This is a genomic window from Nocardioides sp. Z43_10, assembly GCF_059766615.1.
Genome location: NZ_JCBAJY010000002.1, coordinates 135,555 through 151,730, shown reverse-complemented (window position 1 = coordinate 151,730; position 16,176 = coordinate 135,555). Strand labels below are relative to the sequence as shown.

The following is a 16,176-nucleotide window of genomic DNA, read 5'->3' as shown; positions in this document are numbered from 1 at the left end:
CACCTTGCTACCCGAGGGTAGTTTCGGAGACGCGGGTCACATACTCTCGGTACATGAGCGCCCAGAGCCCCCGGGGGAACGACCCGCTGCTGCATGGCCCGGCCGACCCCGAGCACGACCCGACGGCGGCGTACGCCCTCGAGCCCGACTACGTCAACGCGCTGACCCGGCGCATCCTCGCCACCTCCGGCGAGAGCAAGCCGGTGAGCTCGCCGCTGAGCGGGCAGCCGCTGGCGCACATCCCGCAGTCCAGCGACGCCGACGTCCAGACCGCCTTCGTCCGCGCCCGCCGCGCCCAGGCGGCCTGGGCACGGACGTCGCTGGAGGAGCGGGCGGCGACGCTGATGCGCCTGCACGACCTGGTCCTGGACCGCCAGGACGAGATCATCGACCTGATCGTGCTGGAGTCCGGCAAGGCCCGCAAGCACGCCTTCGACGAGCCGCTGCACATCGCGCTGACCGCGCGCTACTACGCCCGCACCGCGCACACGCACCTGTCCACCGAGCGCCGCCTCGGCGTGGTCCCCGGCCTGACCCGGGTCGAGGTCAACCACGTCCCCAAGGGAATCGTCGGCATCATCTCGCCGTGGAACTACCCCTTCACGATGGCGCTGTGCGACGGCCTGCCCGCGCTGCTGGCCGGCAACGCGGTGATCACCAAGCCGGACGCGCAGACGATGCTCTCGGCGCTGCTGGCCGCGCAGCTGCTCGAGGAGGCCGGGTTCCCACCGGACCTGTGGCAGGTCCTGGCCGGGCCGGGCTCGCGGGTCGGCACCGCGATCATCGACCGCGCCGACTACGTCTGCTTCACCGGCTCCACCGCCACCGGCAAGCGCGTCGCCGCGCAGTGCGCCGAGCGGCTGATCGGCTGCTCGCTCGAGCTCGGCGGCAAGAACCCGCTGCTCGTGCTGCGCGACGCCGACCTGGAGAAGGCCGCCGAGGGCGCGGTACGGGCCAGCTTCTCCAACGCCGGACAGCTGTGCGTCTCGATGGAGCGGATGTTCGTCGCCGACCAGGTCTACGACCGGTTCGTGGAGCGCTTCGTCGCTCGTACCCAGGCGATGACGCTCGGCGCCAGCCTGGAGTGGGGGGTGGACATGGGCTCGCTGATCTCCGCCGAGCAGCTCGAGGTGGTCCAGGCCCACGTCGACGACGCGGTCGCCAAGGGCGCGCGGGTGCTCGCCGGTGGCCGGCACCGCCCCGACCTCGGACCCTTCTTCTTCGAGCCGACGATCCTCGAGGGCGTCACCCCGGAGATGACCTGCTTCGGCGACGAGACCTTCGGTCCGGTCATCGCGCTCTACCGCTTCCACGACGAGGCGGACGCGATCGCCCGTGCCAACGCGGGGGAGTACGGGCTCAACGCCTCGATCTACAGCCGTGACACCACGCGCGCTCGCGCCCTTGCCCGCCACATCAAGTGCGGCACCGTCAACGTCAACGAGGCATTCGGTGCCACCTTCGCCAGCATCGACGCGCCGATGGGCGGGATGCGGCAGTCCGGGATGGGGCGCCGCCAGGGCGCCGAGGGCGTCCTGCGCTACACCGAGACCCAGTCGGTCGCGGTGCAGCGGCTGATCCGGTTCGCGCCGATGCTCGGGATGTCGGACGCGGCGTACGCGAAGGTGATGACCGCCAACCTGCGCCTGATGAAGAAGCTCGGCCGCGCATGAGCCGAGAGCAGCACTACGACTACGACGTGCTCATCGTCGGGTCCGGCTTCGGTGGCTCCGTCTCCGCGCTGCGGCTCACCGAGAAGGGCTACAAGGTCGCGGTCCTGGAGGCGGGGGCGCGCTTCGAGGACAAGGACTTCGCCCGCAACTCCTGGGATCTCAAGCGTTGGCTCTACCTGCCCGAGGCAGGCTGCTACGGGATCCAGCGCATCGACGCGGTCCGGGACTGCGTGATCCTCGCCGGCGCCGGGGTGGGGGGCGGGTCGCTGGTCTACGCGAACACGCTCTACGAGCCCGGCGACGGCTTCTTCCGCGACCCCGCGTGGGCCGACATCACCGACTGGAAGGCCGAGCTCGCGCCGTTCTACGACCAGGCCAAGCGGATGCTCGGCGTGGTCCAGAACCCGCTGCACACGCCCTCGGACGAGGTGATGCTGCAGGTCGCCGAGGAGATGGGGGTGGCCGACACCTACACCCCGACGCCGGTCGGGGTCTTCTTCGGCGGCCCCTCGGGCCCGGACGGGCCGGACGGCGAGTCGGCCGCGGAGGCCTCGGGCGACCGGGTCGCCGACCCCTACTTCGGCGGCGTCGGCCCGGAGCGCACCGCGTGCATCGGCTGCGGGGAGTGCATGACCGGCTGCCGGCACAACGCCAAGAACACGCTGGTGAAGAACTACCTCTACCTCGCCGAGCAGGCCGGCGCGGTGGTGCACCCGCTGACCACGGTCACCCGGGTCCGCCCGATGCCCGGGGGCGGCTACCGCGTCGACGCGCGCTGGACGAAGGCGAAGGCCTCCCGGCGCAGCGCGGTGCGCAGCTACACCGCCGAGCAGGTGATCTTCTCCGCGGCCGCGCTGGGCACCCAGAAGCTGCTGCACCGGCTCAAGGCGACCGGGGACCTGCCGGGGGTCTCCGACCGGTTGGGCGTGCTGACCCGTACCAACTCCGAGGCGATCCTCGGGGCGCTGGCCCCGGACCTGTCGGTCGACTACAGCCAGGGGGTGGCGATCACCTCGTCGTTCCACCCCGACGCCCAGACCCACATCGAGGCGGTGCGCTACGGCAAGGGCTCCAACGCGATGGCGCTGCTGCAGACGGTGCTCACCGACGGCGACGGCCCGCTGCCGCGCTGGCGGGTGTGGCTCAAGGAGCTGTGGAAGGAACGGCGCAACGTGCTCGGGCTCTACGACCTCAAGCACTGGTCGGAGCGGACCGTGATCGCGCTGGTGATGCAGACGCTGGACAACTCCATCACCACCTCGGTGCGCAGAACCCCGGTCGGCTGGCGGCTCACCTCCACGCAGGGCCACGGTGCGCCCAACCCGACCTGGATCCCCGCGGCCAACCAGGCGGTACGGCGGATCGCGCGGATCCTCAAGGGCACCCCCGGCGGGACGCTCGGTGAGCCGTTCAACCGGCCGATGACCGCGCACTTCATCGGCGGCTGCACGATCGGGGAGACCCCGCAGACGGGCGTGGTGGATCCCTACCAGCGGATGCACGGCCACCCCGGGCTGCACGTCGTCGACGGCTCCACGATCTCGGCGAACCTGGGGGTGAACCCGTCGCTGACGATCACCGCCCAGGCCGAGCGGGCGATGGCGCTGTGGCCCAACAAGGGCGAGGCCGACCCCCGTCCCGAGCCCGGCAGCCCCTACCGCCGCGTCGAGCCGGTCGCGCCCCGGGCGCCCGCCGTACCCCCCACCGCCCCCGGCGCGCTGCGCCTCCCCATCGTCGGCGTCAGCTGACCCACCCAGGAGCAGAGCCCCAGGCAACAAGCCCACCCCAGCCCCAGCCCAGCCCCAAGCCCCGCGACCCGTCACTCCCTCGACCATTTCTGCGGCATGTCGAGGAGGCATTGACGGGTCGCGGGGCTGTGCCGGTGGTGGCCGCACTCCGCCGGCGACGAGGGCTCTGTGCAGAGGCGAAGTATTTTCCCCAGAGCCCCCGTAACCCGCGTTTGCAGACCTCGTTGAGCAGTCGGATCCGGCAGTCAAGCTCCCTCCCACACGCCGGATCCGCTGTCCGCGCGCTGTCTCCAGGCGTGTGGACGATCAGGGCCCGGCCACCCTCCCTCCCCGGCCGGGCCCTGGTGCGTTCACGGGCCAATGCTCGGTGCGGAGTCGTGCTCGATAGACTCGCAGGGCCGCCGTACGCCGTCGAAAGGGCGCCCTGTCGATGTCCACCGTGACACCGCACGATCATGACCTCGTCCTCGTCGTGGACTTCGGGGCGCAGTACGCCCAGCTCATCGCCCGCCGGGTGCGTGAGGCCAAGGTCTACTCCGAGATCGTCCCGCACACGATGCCGGTCGCCGAGATGCTCGCCCGCGAGCCCAAGGCGATCATCCTCAGCGGCGGCCCGTCCTCGGTGTACGCCGAGAACGCGCCCTCGATCGACCCGGCGATCTTCACCTCGGGGGTCCCGGCGTTCGGCATGTGCTACGGCTTCCAGCTGATGGCCAAGGGCCTCGGCGGCGAGGTCTCGCCGACCGGCGTGCGCGAGTACGGGCGCACCGAGGTCACCATCGGTGACGGTGGCACGCTGCTCGCCGACATCCCCGCGGCGCACCGCGTCTGGATGTCGCACGGCGACTCCGTGACCGCGGCGCCGGAGGGCTTCGACGTCCTCGCCTCCACCGACGTCACGCCGGTGGCCGCCTTCGAGGACACCTCGCGCGGCCTGGCCGGCGTCCAGTGGCACCCCGAGGTGCTGCACAGCGAGCACGGCCAGCAGGTGCTCGAGCGCTTCCTGCACGACATCGCCGGCTGCCGCCCGACCTGGACGATGGTCAACATCGTCGAGGAGCAGGTCGAGTCCATCCGGGCCCAGGTCGGCGAGTCCGGCCGCGCCATCTGCGGTCTCTCCGGCGGCGTCGACTCGGCCGTCGCCGCGGCGCTGGTCCAGCGCGCCATCGGCGACCAGCTGACCTGCGTCTTCGTCGACCACGGCCTGCTGCGCAAGGGCGAGGCCGAGCAGGTCGAGCGCGACTTCGTGGCCGCCACCGGGGTCTCGCTGCACGTCGTCGACGCGGCCGAGACCTTCCTGAACGCCCTCGCCGGGGTCACCGACCCCGAGGAGAAGCGCAAGATCATCGGCCGCGAGTTCATCCGCGCCTTCGAGGGCGCCGAGGCCGCCGTCCTCGGCGACGCGGCCGAGGCCGGCGAGAAGGTCGCGTTCCTGGTGCAGGGCACGCTCTACCCCGACGTGGTGGAGTCCGGCGGCGGCGCCGGCACCTCCAACATCAAGTCCCACCACAACGTCGGCGGGCTCCCCGACGACCTCGAGTTCGAGCTGATCGAGCCGCTGCGCACGCTGTTCAAGGACGAGGTCCGCCTGGTCGGCGAGCAGCTGGGACTGCCCTCCGAGATCGTCTGGCGCCAGCCCTTCCCGGGCCCCGGCCTGGGCATCCGGATCATCGGCGAGGTCACCCAGGACCGGCTGGAGATCCTGCGCGACGCCGACGCGATCGCCCGCGAGGAGCTCACCCGGGCCGGGCTGGACCGCGACGTCTGGCAGATGCCCGTCGTGCTGCTGGCCGACGTCCGCTCCGTCGGCGTCCAGGGCGACGGCCGCACCTACGGCCACCCGGTGGTGATCCGCCCGGTGACCTCCGAGGACGCGATGACCGCCGACTGGGCGCGCCTGCCGTACGACGTGCTCGAGCGCATCTCGACCCGCATCACCAACGAGGTGAGCGAGGTCAACCGGGTCACGCTGGACGTCACCTCCAAGCCGCCGGGCACCATCGAGTGGGAGTGAGCCCGCTGCGCCCCGTGCGGGCGCGGCGGGTGGACGGCGGGTAGACCCGAGCCCTTGTCCGCTCCTGTGACGCGTGCCACACTCGAACCGACCGATCGGTTGGTAATGCGAGGTGGCAGATGGCCGGGACAGCCGGACAGGACGTCGAGGCGGTCGAGGCGTCGTTCCAGGACGTCATCGCCCGCGCCGACCGGATCGAGCCGCGCGACTGGATGCCCGAGGGGTACCGCCGCACGCTGGTGCGCCAGATGGCCCAGCACGCCCACTCCGAGATCATCGGCATGCAGCCCGAGGGCAACTGGCTGACCCGGGCGCCGTCGCTGCGGCGCAAGGCGATCCTGTTGGCCAAGGTCCAGGACGAGGCGGGGCACGGGCTCTACCTGTACTCCGCGTGCGAGACGCTCGGCGTCTCCCGGGGCGAGCTGACCCGGATGCTGCTCGACGGCCGGCAGAAGTACTCCTCGATCTTCAACTACCCGGCGCTGTCCTACGCCGACGTCGGCACCATCGGCTGGCTGGTGGACGGCGCCGCGATCTGCAACCAGGTGCCGCTGTGCCGCACGTCGTACGGGCCCTACGGCCGGGCGATGGTGCGCATCTGCAAGGAGGAGTCGTTCCACCAGCGGCAGGGCTTCGAGCTGCTGATGACGATGATGGGCGGGACCGACGAGCAGCGCGCGATGGTGCAGGAGTCGGTGGACCGGTTCTGGTGGCCGGCGCTGATGATGTTCGGGCCCCCCGACGGCGACTCGCCCAACACCGCGCAGTCGATGGCCTGGGGCATCAAGCGCGACACCAACGACGAGCTGCGCCAGCGCTTCGTCGACATGACCGTCCCGCAGGCCGCGGCACTGGGGGTGAGGCTGCCCGACCCCGAGCTGCGCTGGAACGACGCCCGCGGCGCGCACGACTTCGGGCAGCCGGACTGGGCCGAGTTCAAGGCCGTCGTGTCCGGGGACGGGCCGTGCAACGCCCAGCGGATCGCGCACCGGCGGCGTGCGCACGAGGACGGCGCGTGGGTGCGGGAGGCGGCGCGCGCCTACGCACGTCGTACCGCGGGAACCGGCGAGCCGTCAGGGGCGCCGCGACACGCCGCGGAAATGGTCGAGGGAGTGACGGGTCGCGATGGATGAGGGTGAGGTGTTCGAGGTGTTCGTGCGGGCGAAGCGGGGGCTGAACCACGTGCACGTGGGGTCGTTGCATGCGGCGGACGCGGAGCTGGCGCTGCGCCACGCCCGTGACGTCTACACCCGGCGCAACGAGGGGGTCAGCCTCTGGGTGGTGCGCGCGCGCGACGTCACCGCCTCCAGCCCCGACGAGAAGGACCCGTTCTTCGCCCCGAGCGGCGACAAGGCCTACCGGCATCCCACGTTCTACGACGTCCCCGCGGACGTCCCGCACCTGTGAGGCCGCGATGGGCGAGCTGACCGACCACCAGCGCCACGCAAACCAAGCAAGCCCCAGCCCCGCCGAGCACGGGGCGGGCTCGGTGTACGACGGGCTGCAGCAGGACGGGCACCACGACGGGCTGGGCGACGCCGCCCACTGGGCCTTCGGCACCGGCTTCAGCGACCCGCTCGACGGCGTGGACACGACCGTGCCCGACGGCGTCGACGCCGGCGACCTGGCCGCCTACGCGCTGATGCTCGGCGACGACGCCCTGATCCACGCGCACCGGCTCTCCGAGTGGTGCAGCCGGGCGCCGGACCTCGAGGAGGACGTCGCGCTGGCCAACATCGCCCTCGACCTGCTCGGGCAGGCGCGGCTGCTGCTCACCCGCGCGGCCGTCGCCGACCCGACGCTGGTGCCGTCGCTGCCGGAGGGCTCGCCGGTGCCGGCCGAGGACGCGCTGGCGTTCTTCCGCGACCCGCGCGGGTTCCGCAACGTGCAGCTCGTCGAGTCGCCGAACGGTGACTTCGCGAGCACCGTCGTCCGGCTGCTGGTCCTCGCCACCTGGCGACTGGCCCTGCTCCAGCGCCTGCGCGCCAGCGCCGACCCCGTGCTGGCCGCGGTCGCCGCCCAGGGGGTGCCCGAGGTGACCTACCACCGCGGGTACGCCGCACGCTGGTTCGTCACGCTCGCGCAGGGCACCGCGACCTCGCGAGCACGCCTACTCAGCGCGCTCGCCGAGGTGTGGCCCGACCTCGCGGAGCTGCTGGCCACGCACCCCCTCGAGGCCCGGGTCGCGGCCGCCGGGGTCGGAGTGGACCCGGCGACGCTGGCCGCGGAGGTGCACGGCGTGCTCGACGAGGTGCTCGTCGCCGCCGAGGTCGAGCCTCCGCCCGCCTCGCAGCGGGTCGGAGCAGGTGGCCGCCGGGGCCGCGACGGCGCCCACACCGAGGCGCTGGGCCGGCTGCTCGCCGAGATGCAGTCGGTGGCACGCGCCCACCCGTCGGGGCGGTGGTGAGCATGACCGCGACCCTGGGCGAGACCCTGGAGCGCGCCGCGGCCCTCGCGCGCACCGTCGTGGACCCCGAGCTGCCGATGCTGACGCTGGCCCAGCTCGGGGTGCTGCGCACGATCGAGGCGACCGCATCGGGACGGGTCATCGTCTCCCTGGCACCCACCTGGAGCGGCTGTCCCGCCCTCGACGCGATGCGCGACGACGTGGTGCGGGTGCTCACCGACGGGGGCTTCGCCGACGTCGAGGTGCGGCTGGTGCTGGACCCGCCGTGGTCCAGCGACGACGTCAGCGACGAGGGGCGCCGCCTGCTCGCCGAGCACGGGCTGTCCCCGCCGCGCCCCGCCGCCCGCGGTGTGGTCGCCCCCGGTGTCGGGACGCCGGTGCCGCTGGTGCTCGCCGCGCCCCGGCTGCGGGTCGCCTGCCCGCGCTGCGGCGCCGCCGACACCGACCTCGTCGCCGAGTTCGGCCCCACGCCGTGCCTGTCCCTGCGGCGCTGCCCCGCCTGTCTGGAGACCTTCGAGCAGATGAAGGCGCGCTGATGACGACGATCACGGACGCCGCGCGGACCCGCGCCCGGGGTCGACGGATCGCCTTCCACCCGCTGCGGGTGGCCGAGGTGCGCGCACTGTGCCCGGACGCGGCCGCGGTCACCTTCGCGGTGCCCGCCGAGCTGGCCGCGGCCTACGCGTTCGACCCGGGCCAGTCGCTGGTCGTGCGCCGCCGGGTCGAGGGCCGCGAGGAGCGCCGCAGCTACTCGATCTGCAGCGCTGGGGGGGAGCCGCTGCGGATCGGGGTGCGCGAGATCCCCGACGGCCTCTTCTCCCGGTGGCTGGTGCGCGACCTGGCCGCCGGCGACGTCGTCGAGGTGGGCACCCCGACGGGGTCCTTCCGCGCGCTGCCGGACGTCGCCGGGCGCCACCTGTTCCTCGCTGCCGGCTCGGGGATCACCCCGGTGTTGTCGCTGCTGGGCACGGTGCTGCGCAACGGCGGGCGGGCCACGCTGCTCTACGGCAACCGGAGCACGTCCTCGGTGATGTTCGCCGAGGAGCTGGGCGACCTCAAGGACCGCCACGGCTCGCGCCTGGAGGTGTTCCACGTGCTCTCCCGCGAGCCGCGCGCGGTCGAGCTGTTCTCCGGGAGACTCGACGCCGGGCGCCTGCGCCGACTGCTGGACCTGCTGGTGCCGGTCGCGGCGGTCGAGCACGCCTGGCTCTGTGGGCCGCTGGCGCTGGTCGAGACGGGACGCGCGGTGCTCGGCGAGATCGGCCTGCCCCGCGAGCGGGTGCACGCCGAGCTGTTCTTCGACGACACCCCGCCGCCCGCCGTACGGCGTGACGCGCCGGCGGTGGTCGGCGGCAGCCAGGTGGAGGTCGTCCTCGACGGCAGGCGCACCACGCTCGCCGTACCGGAGGGAACGACGGTGCTCGAGGCCGCGCAGCTGGTCCGCGCCGACCTCCCCTTCGCCTGCCGCGGTGGCGTGTGCGGGACGTGCCGGGCGCGGCTGGTCGAGGGGGAGGTGGAGATGGCACGCAACTACGCGCTGTCGCCCGAGGAGCTGGCGGCCGGCTTCGTGCTCACCTGCCAGTCGCGTCCCGCCAGCGCCCGGGCCACCGTCGACTTCGACGCCTGACGCCAGCCCTGCGGACTCAGGGCAGGTCGATGACCTCGACCTCGCCGGCGAAGAGGATCGCGGGGGTGGCCAGGTTGGCCCCGTCGGCGGCGGCCGCCTGCATCTCGGCCGACGCCAGGCCCGCCCTCATCGCCTCGGCGTCGTCGAAGTCGAGCTCGCAGACCAGGTGCACCGACTTGTCGCCGCCCAGCGGCCGGGGCCGGGTCACGGTCAGGCTGCGCAGGCCGGCCATCGGCGTCACCAGCGGCAGGTGCTTGTCCAGGTAGTAGCGGTCGAAGGCCTCGGGGTCGCTCGGCACGGAGTACTGGATCGTCAGGCGGTACATGTGGCTCCTGTGGTGGTGGGTGGCTCGGGTGCTGCGCTCATATGGGGGGCTCGGCCGGGCGGGTGAGGCCGTCGAAGACCAACGTGGTCACCATCGCCGCCAGCGCCGCGACGTCCTCGCGGTCGCCGCGCGGGCGATACCACTCGGCCAGTGAGTTGACGGTGCCGAACAGCAGCCGGCTGATCATCAGCGGCGGCAGGTCGTCGCGCAGCGCCCCCTCCTCGACCGCGTCCGCCACCAGCTCGGCGAGCTGCTCGTCGATGCGGCGGCGCCGTCCCAGCGCCGCCAGCTCCACGTCGCTGTTGCCGCGCACCCGCAGGAGGAGGGTCACCGCCGGCAGGTGCTCGGCGAGCGTCTCGACGCTGCCGGTGACCACCAGCCGCAGCCTCTGGTAGGCGGTGCCGGCGGGATCGGCGTCGTCGGCGGCGCGGGTCAGGACCCGCTCGAGGGCGTCCAGCGCCTCGTCCAGCGCGCGCTCGAGCAGGTGGGTCTTGCTGGGCACGTGGTGGTAGATCGTGGCCTTGGACAGCCCGAGCTCGCGGGCCAGGTCGCTCATCGAGGTGGCGTCGTAGCCCTGCCTGTTGAACAGCGCGACCGCCTGGGCGAGGACCGTGTCCGGGTCGTGTCCGGGCCTGCCCCGGCGACGCGGGGCGCCGGCCGGCGCAGGGGTCGACATGCCGGCCAGCATGGCACATCGCGGTGCCGCGCGGAGCCCGCTCAGCCCACCGGCAGCAGCTCGGTGTGCTCCGCGGCGAGCAGCACCGCGCCGACCATCGAGGCTCGCTCGCGCAGCGCGCTGGCGAGGACGGGGGTGGCGGCGACGGTGTCGAGGGCGTGGCGGCGCAGGCCGATCCGGACCGACTCCAGGAGCAGCTCGCCGGCCCGGGCGAGGTCGCCGCCGACCACGACCGCGTCGGGGTTGAGCAGGTTGACCACGGAGGCGAGCCCCCAGCCGAGGTGCAGCCCGGCGTCCTCCAGGGTGCGCAGCGCCGCCATGTTGCCGCCCCGCGCGGCGGCGAGGATGTCGTCGAGCGTCGAGCCGGGCAGCTGGTCGGCCATCATCGCCAGCACCGTCTCGGTGGAGGCGTAGGCCTCCAGGCAGCCGCGGCTCCCGCACCGGCAGACCGGCCCCTGGTCGTCGAGGGTGAGGTGACCCAGCTCGCCGGCGGTCCCGGCACTGCCGCGGAAGAGCCGGTCCTCGATGATGATGCCGGAGCCGACCCCGGAGGAGATCTTCACGAAGACCGAGTTCCTCAGGCCCCGGGCGACGCCGTAGCGGTGCTCGGCCAGCGCGCCGAGGTTCGCGTCGTTCTCCACGTGCGCCGGCACACCGAGGCGGGCGCTCGCCTCCTGGCGGGCGTCGATGCCCACCCAGCCCGGCAGGATCGCCGAGGAGCGGACGATGTCGTCGGTGATCGGCGCGGGCAGGCCCAGGGCGACCGTGCGGATCTCGGCGCCGGGCCCCTCGTAACGCTCCACGAGCCGCTCCACCAGCTCGACCGCGACGTCCAGGCCGGTGTCGTAGCCGGTCGAGGGGGCCAGCGGGCGCCGCGTCTCGAGGATCAGCTGGCCGCTCAGGTCTCCCAGCGCCACGGCCACGTGCCGGTGGCCGACGTCGATGCCGACCACCATTCCGGCCGAGCGCGCCAGCCGGACGACGGTGCCGCGGCGGCCGCTGCCCGGCGAGACGTCCAGGACGCCGGCTGCCCCCAGCTCGCGCACGATGTTGGACACCGTGGCCGGGGCCAGCCCGGTGAGCCGGGCGAGCTCGGCCTGAGTGACGTCGTCCTCGCCGGGCACCCGGCTGCGGCGCAGCACGGACAGGACGCGCCTCTGGTTGGCGGTGCGCAGGGCGGCCGTGGAGCCGGGAGCGCGCTCACGCCGCTCGCCCTGCCGAAGTGCTGGCATGGGAAAAACTGTGGTGGACGCCGTCCAGATCCGTCAAGGAGTGGCGACTAGGGCCACTAGACCCGGTCACCTAGCCGCATTGTATTCAACTCTTGACGTCAACTGTGATCTTCCTCACACTCGTGACTACCCAGCTGCGGGTCGTGGCCCGCGCGCCATCTGTGACCGAGGAGCTCCCATGGCCATCACTCGCTACCGTCTCGCGGCCCTCGCCGCGGCGGCTCTCATCGGCGTCACCGGCCTGTCGGCGTGCGGCGCCAACGACGACCAGTCCGGCGACGAGGCCAGCGGGGGCAGCGGCAAGAGCATCGCCCTGCTGCTGCCGGAGTCGCAGACCACGCGCTACGAGGCGTTCGACCGGCCGCTGTTCGAGGAGAAGGTCGCCGAGCTGTGCGACGACTGCGAGGTCACCTACTTCAACGCAGACCAGGACAAGGACAAGCAGGCCCGCGACGTCGACTCGGCGATCACCCAGGAGGTCGACGTCATCGTCCTCGACCCGGTCGACGGCAAGGCGGCGACCAGTTCGGTGCGTGACGCCCAGGAGGCGGGCATCGAGGTGATCGCCTACGACCGGTTCATCGAGGGTGCCGACTACTACATGTCCTTTGACAACGAGACCGTCGGCGAGATGCAGGCCCAGGCGCTCGTCGACGCGGTCGGCGACAAGGGCGGGATCCTGATGCTGAACGGCTCGCCCACCGACCCCAACGCGGCGCAGTTCAAGGCCGGCGCCCACAGCGTGCTCGACGAGAGCGGCGTGGAGATCCTGGCGGAGTACGACAACCCCGACTGGAGCCCGGAGAACGCCCAGAAGTGGACCACCGACCAGCTGACCAAGGTCGGCGCCGACAAGGTGGTGGGCGTCTACGCCGCCAACGACGGCCAGGCCGGCGGCGTGGTCGCCGCGCTGACCGGAGCCGACGTGGCCGCGGACGCCCTGCCGCCGATCACCGGCCAGGACGCCGAGCTGGCCGCCATCCAGCGGATCGTCGCGGGCCAGCAGTCGATGACGATCTACAAGCCGATCCCGATCGAGGCCGAGAAGGCCGCCGAGGTCGCGGTCGCCCTGGCGAACGGCGAGGACGTCGGCGAGACGACCGACTATGAGGGCGTCGCGTCGTTCATCTTCGACCCGATCGTGGTGACCCAGGACAACATCAACGACACGATCGTGGCCGACGGCTTCTACTCGGTCGAGGACATCTGCACCGAGGAGTACGCCGAGGCCTGCACGGCCGCCGGCCTGAAGTGATGGCCGAGCTCACCAAGGGCGGCGCCGCGGTCACCCCGGTCAGGGAGGCAGTGCTCTCCCTGACCGGGGTGGACAAGCGGTTCGGGGCCGTCCAGGCACTGACCGACGTGGGCTTCCAGGTCTCCGCAGGAGAGGTCGTCGCACTCGTGGGCGACAACGGCGCCGGCAAGTCCACCCTGGTCAAGGTGATCTCGGGGGTCTACCAGCCCGACGCCGGCCAGATGACGTTCGCCGGACAGCCGGTGCACATGTCCGGGCCCAGCCAGGCCCAGGCCCTGGGCATCGCCACCGTCTTCCAGGACCTGGCGCTGTGCGACAACCTCGACGTGGTCGCCAACCTCTTCCTCGGCCAGGAGCGCTCCGCCGGGCTCCTGCTCGACGAGGTCGAGATGGAGAAGGAGGCGTGGCGGCTGCTGCGCACCCTCTCCGCCAAGATCCCCTCGGTCCGGATCCCGATCGCCTCGCTCTCGGGCGGGCAGCGCCAGACGGTCGCGATCGCGCGCAGCCTGGTCGGGAGCCCCCAGGTGGTGATCCTCGACGAGCCGACCGCGGCCCTGGGCGTGGCCCAGACGGCGGAGGTGCTCAACCTCGTGGAGCGGCTGCGCGAGACCGGTCTCGCGGTGATCCTGGTCAGCCACAACATGGCCGACGTGCAGGCGGTCGCGGATCGGATCGTGGTCCTGCGCCTGGGCCGCAACGCCGCCGAGTTCAACGCCGACCAGGTGAGCACCGAGCAGCTGGTGGCGGCGATCACCGGAGCCTCGGACAACGTCGTCGCCTCGCGCGCCCACCGCCGCAACCCGGGAGAAGACCATGGCTGACCAGCTCACCGCCTCGCCCGTCGCCGCCGACCTGGCCGACGAGCGGCTCATCCAGGAGCAGGGCCTCGGGGGCTACCTGCGCTCCTCGTGGAGCCGGCTGCGCACCGGCGAGCTGGGCGTGCTGCCGGTGGTGCTCGGCCTGGTCCTGATCAGCCTGGTGTTCTACGCGATGGAGCCGATCTTCCTGTCCTCGCGCAACCTGGTCAGCATCACCCAGTTCGCGGCGCCGGTGGGGGTCATCTCGCTGGGCATCGTGCTGGTGCTGCTGCTCGGCGAGATCGACCTCTCGGTCGGCTCGACGAGCGGGTTCGCCGCCGCCAGCATGGCGGTCCTCGTCGTCGACAAGGGCTACTCGGTCACGGTCGGGATCCTGGCGGCGCTGGGGATCGGCCTGGCGATCGGCTCGCTCTACGCGCTGCTGTTCATCAAGGTGGGGGTGCCCAGCTTCGTCTTCTCGCTGGCCGGGCTGCTCGCCTTCCAGGGCATGCTGCTCTACGTCCTGGGCGACAACGGCACCATCAACCTGACCAACGACAACTACCTGGTCGAGTTCGCCCGCTACCAGTTCGCCGGCGACGCGGTCTCCTACCTGCTGGTCGCGCTGGTGACCGCGCTGTACGCCGGGAGCCAGCTCTGGACGCTGCGGACCAGGCAGCGCGCGGGGCTGTCCACCGGGTGGGTGCCGCTGATCGCGATCAAGGCCGCGCTGATGGCGCTCGTCCTGGGGCTGCTGACCTACTACCTCAACATCGACCGCGGCTGGGGCTACCTGTGGCTGTTCTTCGTGCTGCTGGTGGTGCTGCTCGACATCGCGCTGCGCCGGACCCGGTGGGGCCGCCACCTGTTCGCGGTCGGAGGCAACGTGGAGGCCGCCCGGCGCTCCGGCATCCGGGTGGGGCGGGTCTACTTCACCGCCTTCGCCGGCTGCTCGGTGCTCGCCGCCGTCGGCGGGCTGCTCGCCGCGGCGCAGGTGACCTCGGTCTCGCAGGGCAGCGGCACCGGCGACACCAACCTCACCGCGATCGCGGCGGCGGTCATCGGCGGCACCAGCCTCTTCGGCGGCCGCGGCTCGGCGTACGCCGCGATGCTCGGCATCGTGGTGCTGATCGGGATCCAGAACGGGCTGAACCTGCTCGGTGTCGACTCCTCGGTGCGGTTCATGGTGACCGGCGCGGTGCTGCTGCTGGCGGTCGCCATCGACTCGGTCTCGCGGCGGGCGAGGTCCTCGAGCGGACGCGGGTAGGCGCCGCCGGCTCGGGAGCCGCGTGGGATCATCGTCTGGTGATCGGCTTCCCTGCTCTCCGCGTGGCCGGATGAGAACTCGTGTCTCGGCCGCCCTGGCAGGCCTGCTGACCGTCGCCCTGGTGGGCGGCGGTCTCGCGGGCTGTCAGGACTCCGAGCGCCGCACCGTGGCGCTGCTGCTCGGCAGCGAGCGCGCCGCCCGCTGGACCGAGGTCGACGAGCCCACCATCCGCGACCGGGTCGAGCAGGCCTGCGACGGCTGCGAGCTGGTCGTGCACAACGCCGACGGCGACGCGCAGCGCCAGTCCGAGCAGTTCGACGAGGCCCTCGACGACGGCGCGGACGTGGTGATCCTGAACCCCGTCGACTCCGCCGGCGGCGAGGAGCTGGTGGAGCGCGCCGGGGACGTCCCGGTGGTGGCCTACGACCGCTACGTGGCCGGAGCCGACTGGCTCGTCGGCGTCGACGCCGCGGCGGTCGGCCGGCTCCAGGCGACGGCGGTCGTCCGGGCCCTGGGCTCCGGTGGCACGGCGCTGGTCATCAACGGCGGCTCCGACGACCCCAACGCCGCCCAGGCCGCCCTCGCCGCCCGTACGGTGCTGGACGAGGGCGGCGTCAAGGTGCGCGCCGAGCTCGACCCGCGCACCTGGGGCGCCGAGGAGGCCCGGGACTGGGTCGCCGAGCAGCTCCGGCCCGGCCGCGACCCGCTGCGGGGGGTGGGGGCGATCATGGCCGCCAACGACGTCCAGGCGGGCGGGGTGGTCGAGGCGCTGCAGGCCGCAGGGGTCCCGGCGGCCCGCTGGCCGGTGATCACCGGCCAGGACGCGGAGCTGTCGGCGGTGCGCCGCATCGTGCGCGGGGAGCAGGAGATGACGGTCCTCAAGCCTCTGGTCGCCGAGGCGCGCCAGGCCGCGGACATCGCCGTGCGGCTGGTGACCGAGGAGGAGATCACCGGCGCCCAGGAGTACGAGGGCGTGGACTCGTTCGTGCTCGAGCCGGTGAGCGTCACGGTGCGGGATCTGACCAACACCGTGGTGCGCGACGGCGTCCACTCCATCGAGGAGATCTGCGACGCCGCCACCATGGCGCGCTGCGTCGCGCTGGGCATCTCCTAGGGAGTCCGGCACAACTCAGGGTGTCACCTGATGCCGTCGGC

General features: G+C 72.7%; 15 protein-coding genes. 12 read left to right on the top strand and 3 right to left on the bottom strand.

What is annotated here, in order from left to right; translation table 11 throughout:
* Positions 1-53: 53 nt before the first annotated feature.
* The 8 genes from AC6EI4_RS03955 to AC6EI4_RS03920 all read left to right on the top strand — a co-directional run bounded on the left by AC6EI4_RS03955 (position 54) and on the right by AC6EI4_RS03920 (position 9,469).
* Positions 54-1,673, top strand: a complete 1,620-nt coding sequence (locus AC6EI4_RS03955; RefSeq protein WP_498450649.1) for a succinic semialdehyde dehydrogenase — start codon at positions 54-56, stop codon at positions 1,671-1,673.
* A complete protein-coding gene (locus AC6EI4_RS03950) occupies positions 1,670-3,421 on the top strand; it encodes a GMC oxidoreductase (RefSeq protein WP_498424879.1) in 1,752 nt (583 codons plus the stop codon). Before AC6EI4_RS03955 ends, AC6EI4_RS03950 begins: the two co-directional genes overlap by 4 nt.
* A 430-nt stretch (positions 3,422-3,851) precedes the next feature.
* A complete protein-coding gene (guaA, locus tag AC6EI4_RS03945; RefSeq protein WP_498424877.1) occupies positions 3,852-5,435 on the top strand; it encodes a glutamine-hydrolyzing GMP synthase in 1,584 nt (527 codons plus the stop codon).
* A gap of 119 nt (positions 5,436-5,554) precedes the next feature.
* Positions 5,555-6,568, top strand: coding sequence for a 1,2-phenylacetyl-CoA epoxidase subunit PaaA (paaA, locus tag AC6EI4_RS03940; protein WP_498424875.1), 1,014 nt, complete (start codon positions 5,555-5,557; stop codon positions 6,566-6,568).
* Entirely contained in the window at positions 6,561-6,842 is a 282-nt protein-coding gene (paaB, locus tag AC6EI4_RS03935; RefSeq protein WP_498424874.1) for a 1,2-phenylacetyl-CoA epoxidase subunit PaaB, read from the top strand. The genes paaA and paaB overlap by 8 nt, the downstream gene beginning before the upstream one ends.
* A 7-nt stretch (positions 6,843-6,849) precedes the next feature.
* On the top strand, positions 6,850-7,842 hold the full coding sequence (paaC, locus tag AC6EI4_RS03930) for a 1,2-phenylacetyl-CoA epoxidase subunit PaaC (protein WP_498450648.1): 993 nt from the start codon (positions 6,850-6,852) through the stop codon (positions 7,840-7,842).
* Between the two features lie 2 nt (positions 7,843-7,844).
* A complete protein-coding gene (paaD, locus tag AC6EI4_RS03925; protein WP_498450647.1) occupies positions 7,845-8,378 on the top strand; it encodes a 1,2-phenylacetyl-CoA epoxidase subunit PaaD in 534 nt (177 codons plus the stop codon).
* Complete coding sequence (locus AC6EI4_RS03920; RefSeq protein WP_498450646.1) at positions 8,378-9,469, top strand: 2Fe-2S iron-sulfur cluster-binding protein; 1,092 nt, start codon at positions 8,378-8,380, stop codon at positions 9,467-9,469. The genes paaD and AC6EI4_RS03920 overlap by 1 nt, the downstream gene beginning before the upstream one ends.
* 16 nt (positions 9,470-9,485) lie before the next feature.
* Here AC6EI4_RS03920 and AC6EI4_RS03915 read toward each other — a convergent pair whose 3' ends face one another.
* Genes AC6EI4_RS03915 through AC6EI4_RS03905 form a run of 3 tightly spaced genes read right to left on the bottom strand, consistent with a single transcriptional unit; the run spans position 9,486 to position 11,702 of the window.
* On the bottom strand, positions 9,486-9,794 hold the full coding sequence (locus AC6EI4_RS03915; protein ID WP_498424867.1) for an EthD family reductase: 309 nt from the start codon (positions 9,792-9,794) through the stop codon (positions 9,486-9,488).
* Between the two features lie 37 nt (positions 9,795-9,831).
* Positions 9,832-10,470: a TetR/AcrR family transcriptional regulator gene (locus AC6EI4_RS03910; RefSeq protein WP_498450645.1), complete on the bottom strand. Its 639-nt coding sequence runs from the start codon at positions 10,468-10,470 to the stop codon at positions 9,832-9,834.
* Positions 10,471-10,511: 41 nt separating this feature from the next.
* The gene (locus tag AC6EI4_RS03905; RefSeq protein ID WP_498424865.1) at positions 10,512-11,702 is read right to left on the bottom strand and encodes an ROK family transcriptional regulator; all 1,191 of its coding nucleotides are present in this window, start codon (positions 11,700-11,702) and stop codon (positions 10,512-10,514) included.
* Between the two features lie 178 nt (positions 11,703-11,880).
* Here AC6EI4_RS03905 and AC6EI4_RS03900 point away from each other — a divergent pair, with 178 nt between their 5' ends.
* The 4 genes from AC6EI4_RS03900 to AC6EI4_RS03885 all read left to right on the top strand — a co-directional run bounded on the left by AC6EI4_RS03900 (position 11,881) and on the right by AC6EI4_RS03885 (position 16,135).
* The gene (locus tag AC6EI4_RS03900) at positions 11,881-12,957 is read left to right on the top strand and encodes a substrate-binding domain-containing protein (protein ID WP_498450644.1); all 1,077 of its coding nucleotides are present in this window, start codon (positions 11,881-11,883) and stop codon (positions 12,955-12,957) included.
* Positions 12,957-13,778: an ATP-binding cassette domain-containing protein gene (locus tag AC6EI4_RS03895; RefSeq protein ID WP_498450643.1), complete on the top strand. Its 822-nt coding sequence runs from the start codon at positions 12,957-12,959 to the stop codon at positions 13,776-13,778. Before AC6EI4_RS03900 ends, AC6EI4_RS03895 begins: the two co-directional genes overlap by 1 nt.
* The gene (locus AC6EI4_RS03890) at positions 13,771-15,021 is read left to right on the top strand and encodes a sugar ABC transporter permease (protein WP_498450642.1); all 1,251 of its coding nucleotides are present in this window, start codon (positions 13,771-13,773) and stop codon (positions 15,019-15,021) included. Before AC6EI4_RS03895 ends, AC6EI4_RS03890 begins: the two co-directional genes overlap by 8 nt.
* A 70-nt stretch (positions 15,022-15,091) precedes the next feature.
* Positions 15,092-16,135 carry a substrate-binding domain-containing protein gene (locus AC6EI4_RS03885; RefSeq protein ID WP_498450641.1) on the top strand — a complete coding sequence of 348 codons (1,044 nt, stop codon included), beginning with the start codon at positions 15,092-15,094 and terminating at the stop codon, positions 16,133-16,135.
* The last annotated feature ends 41 nt before the right edge of the window (positions 16,136-16,176 follow it).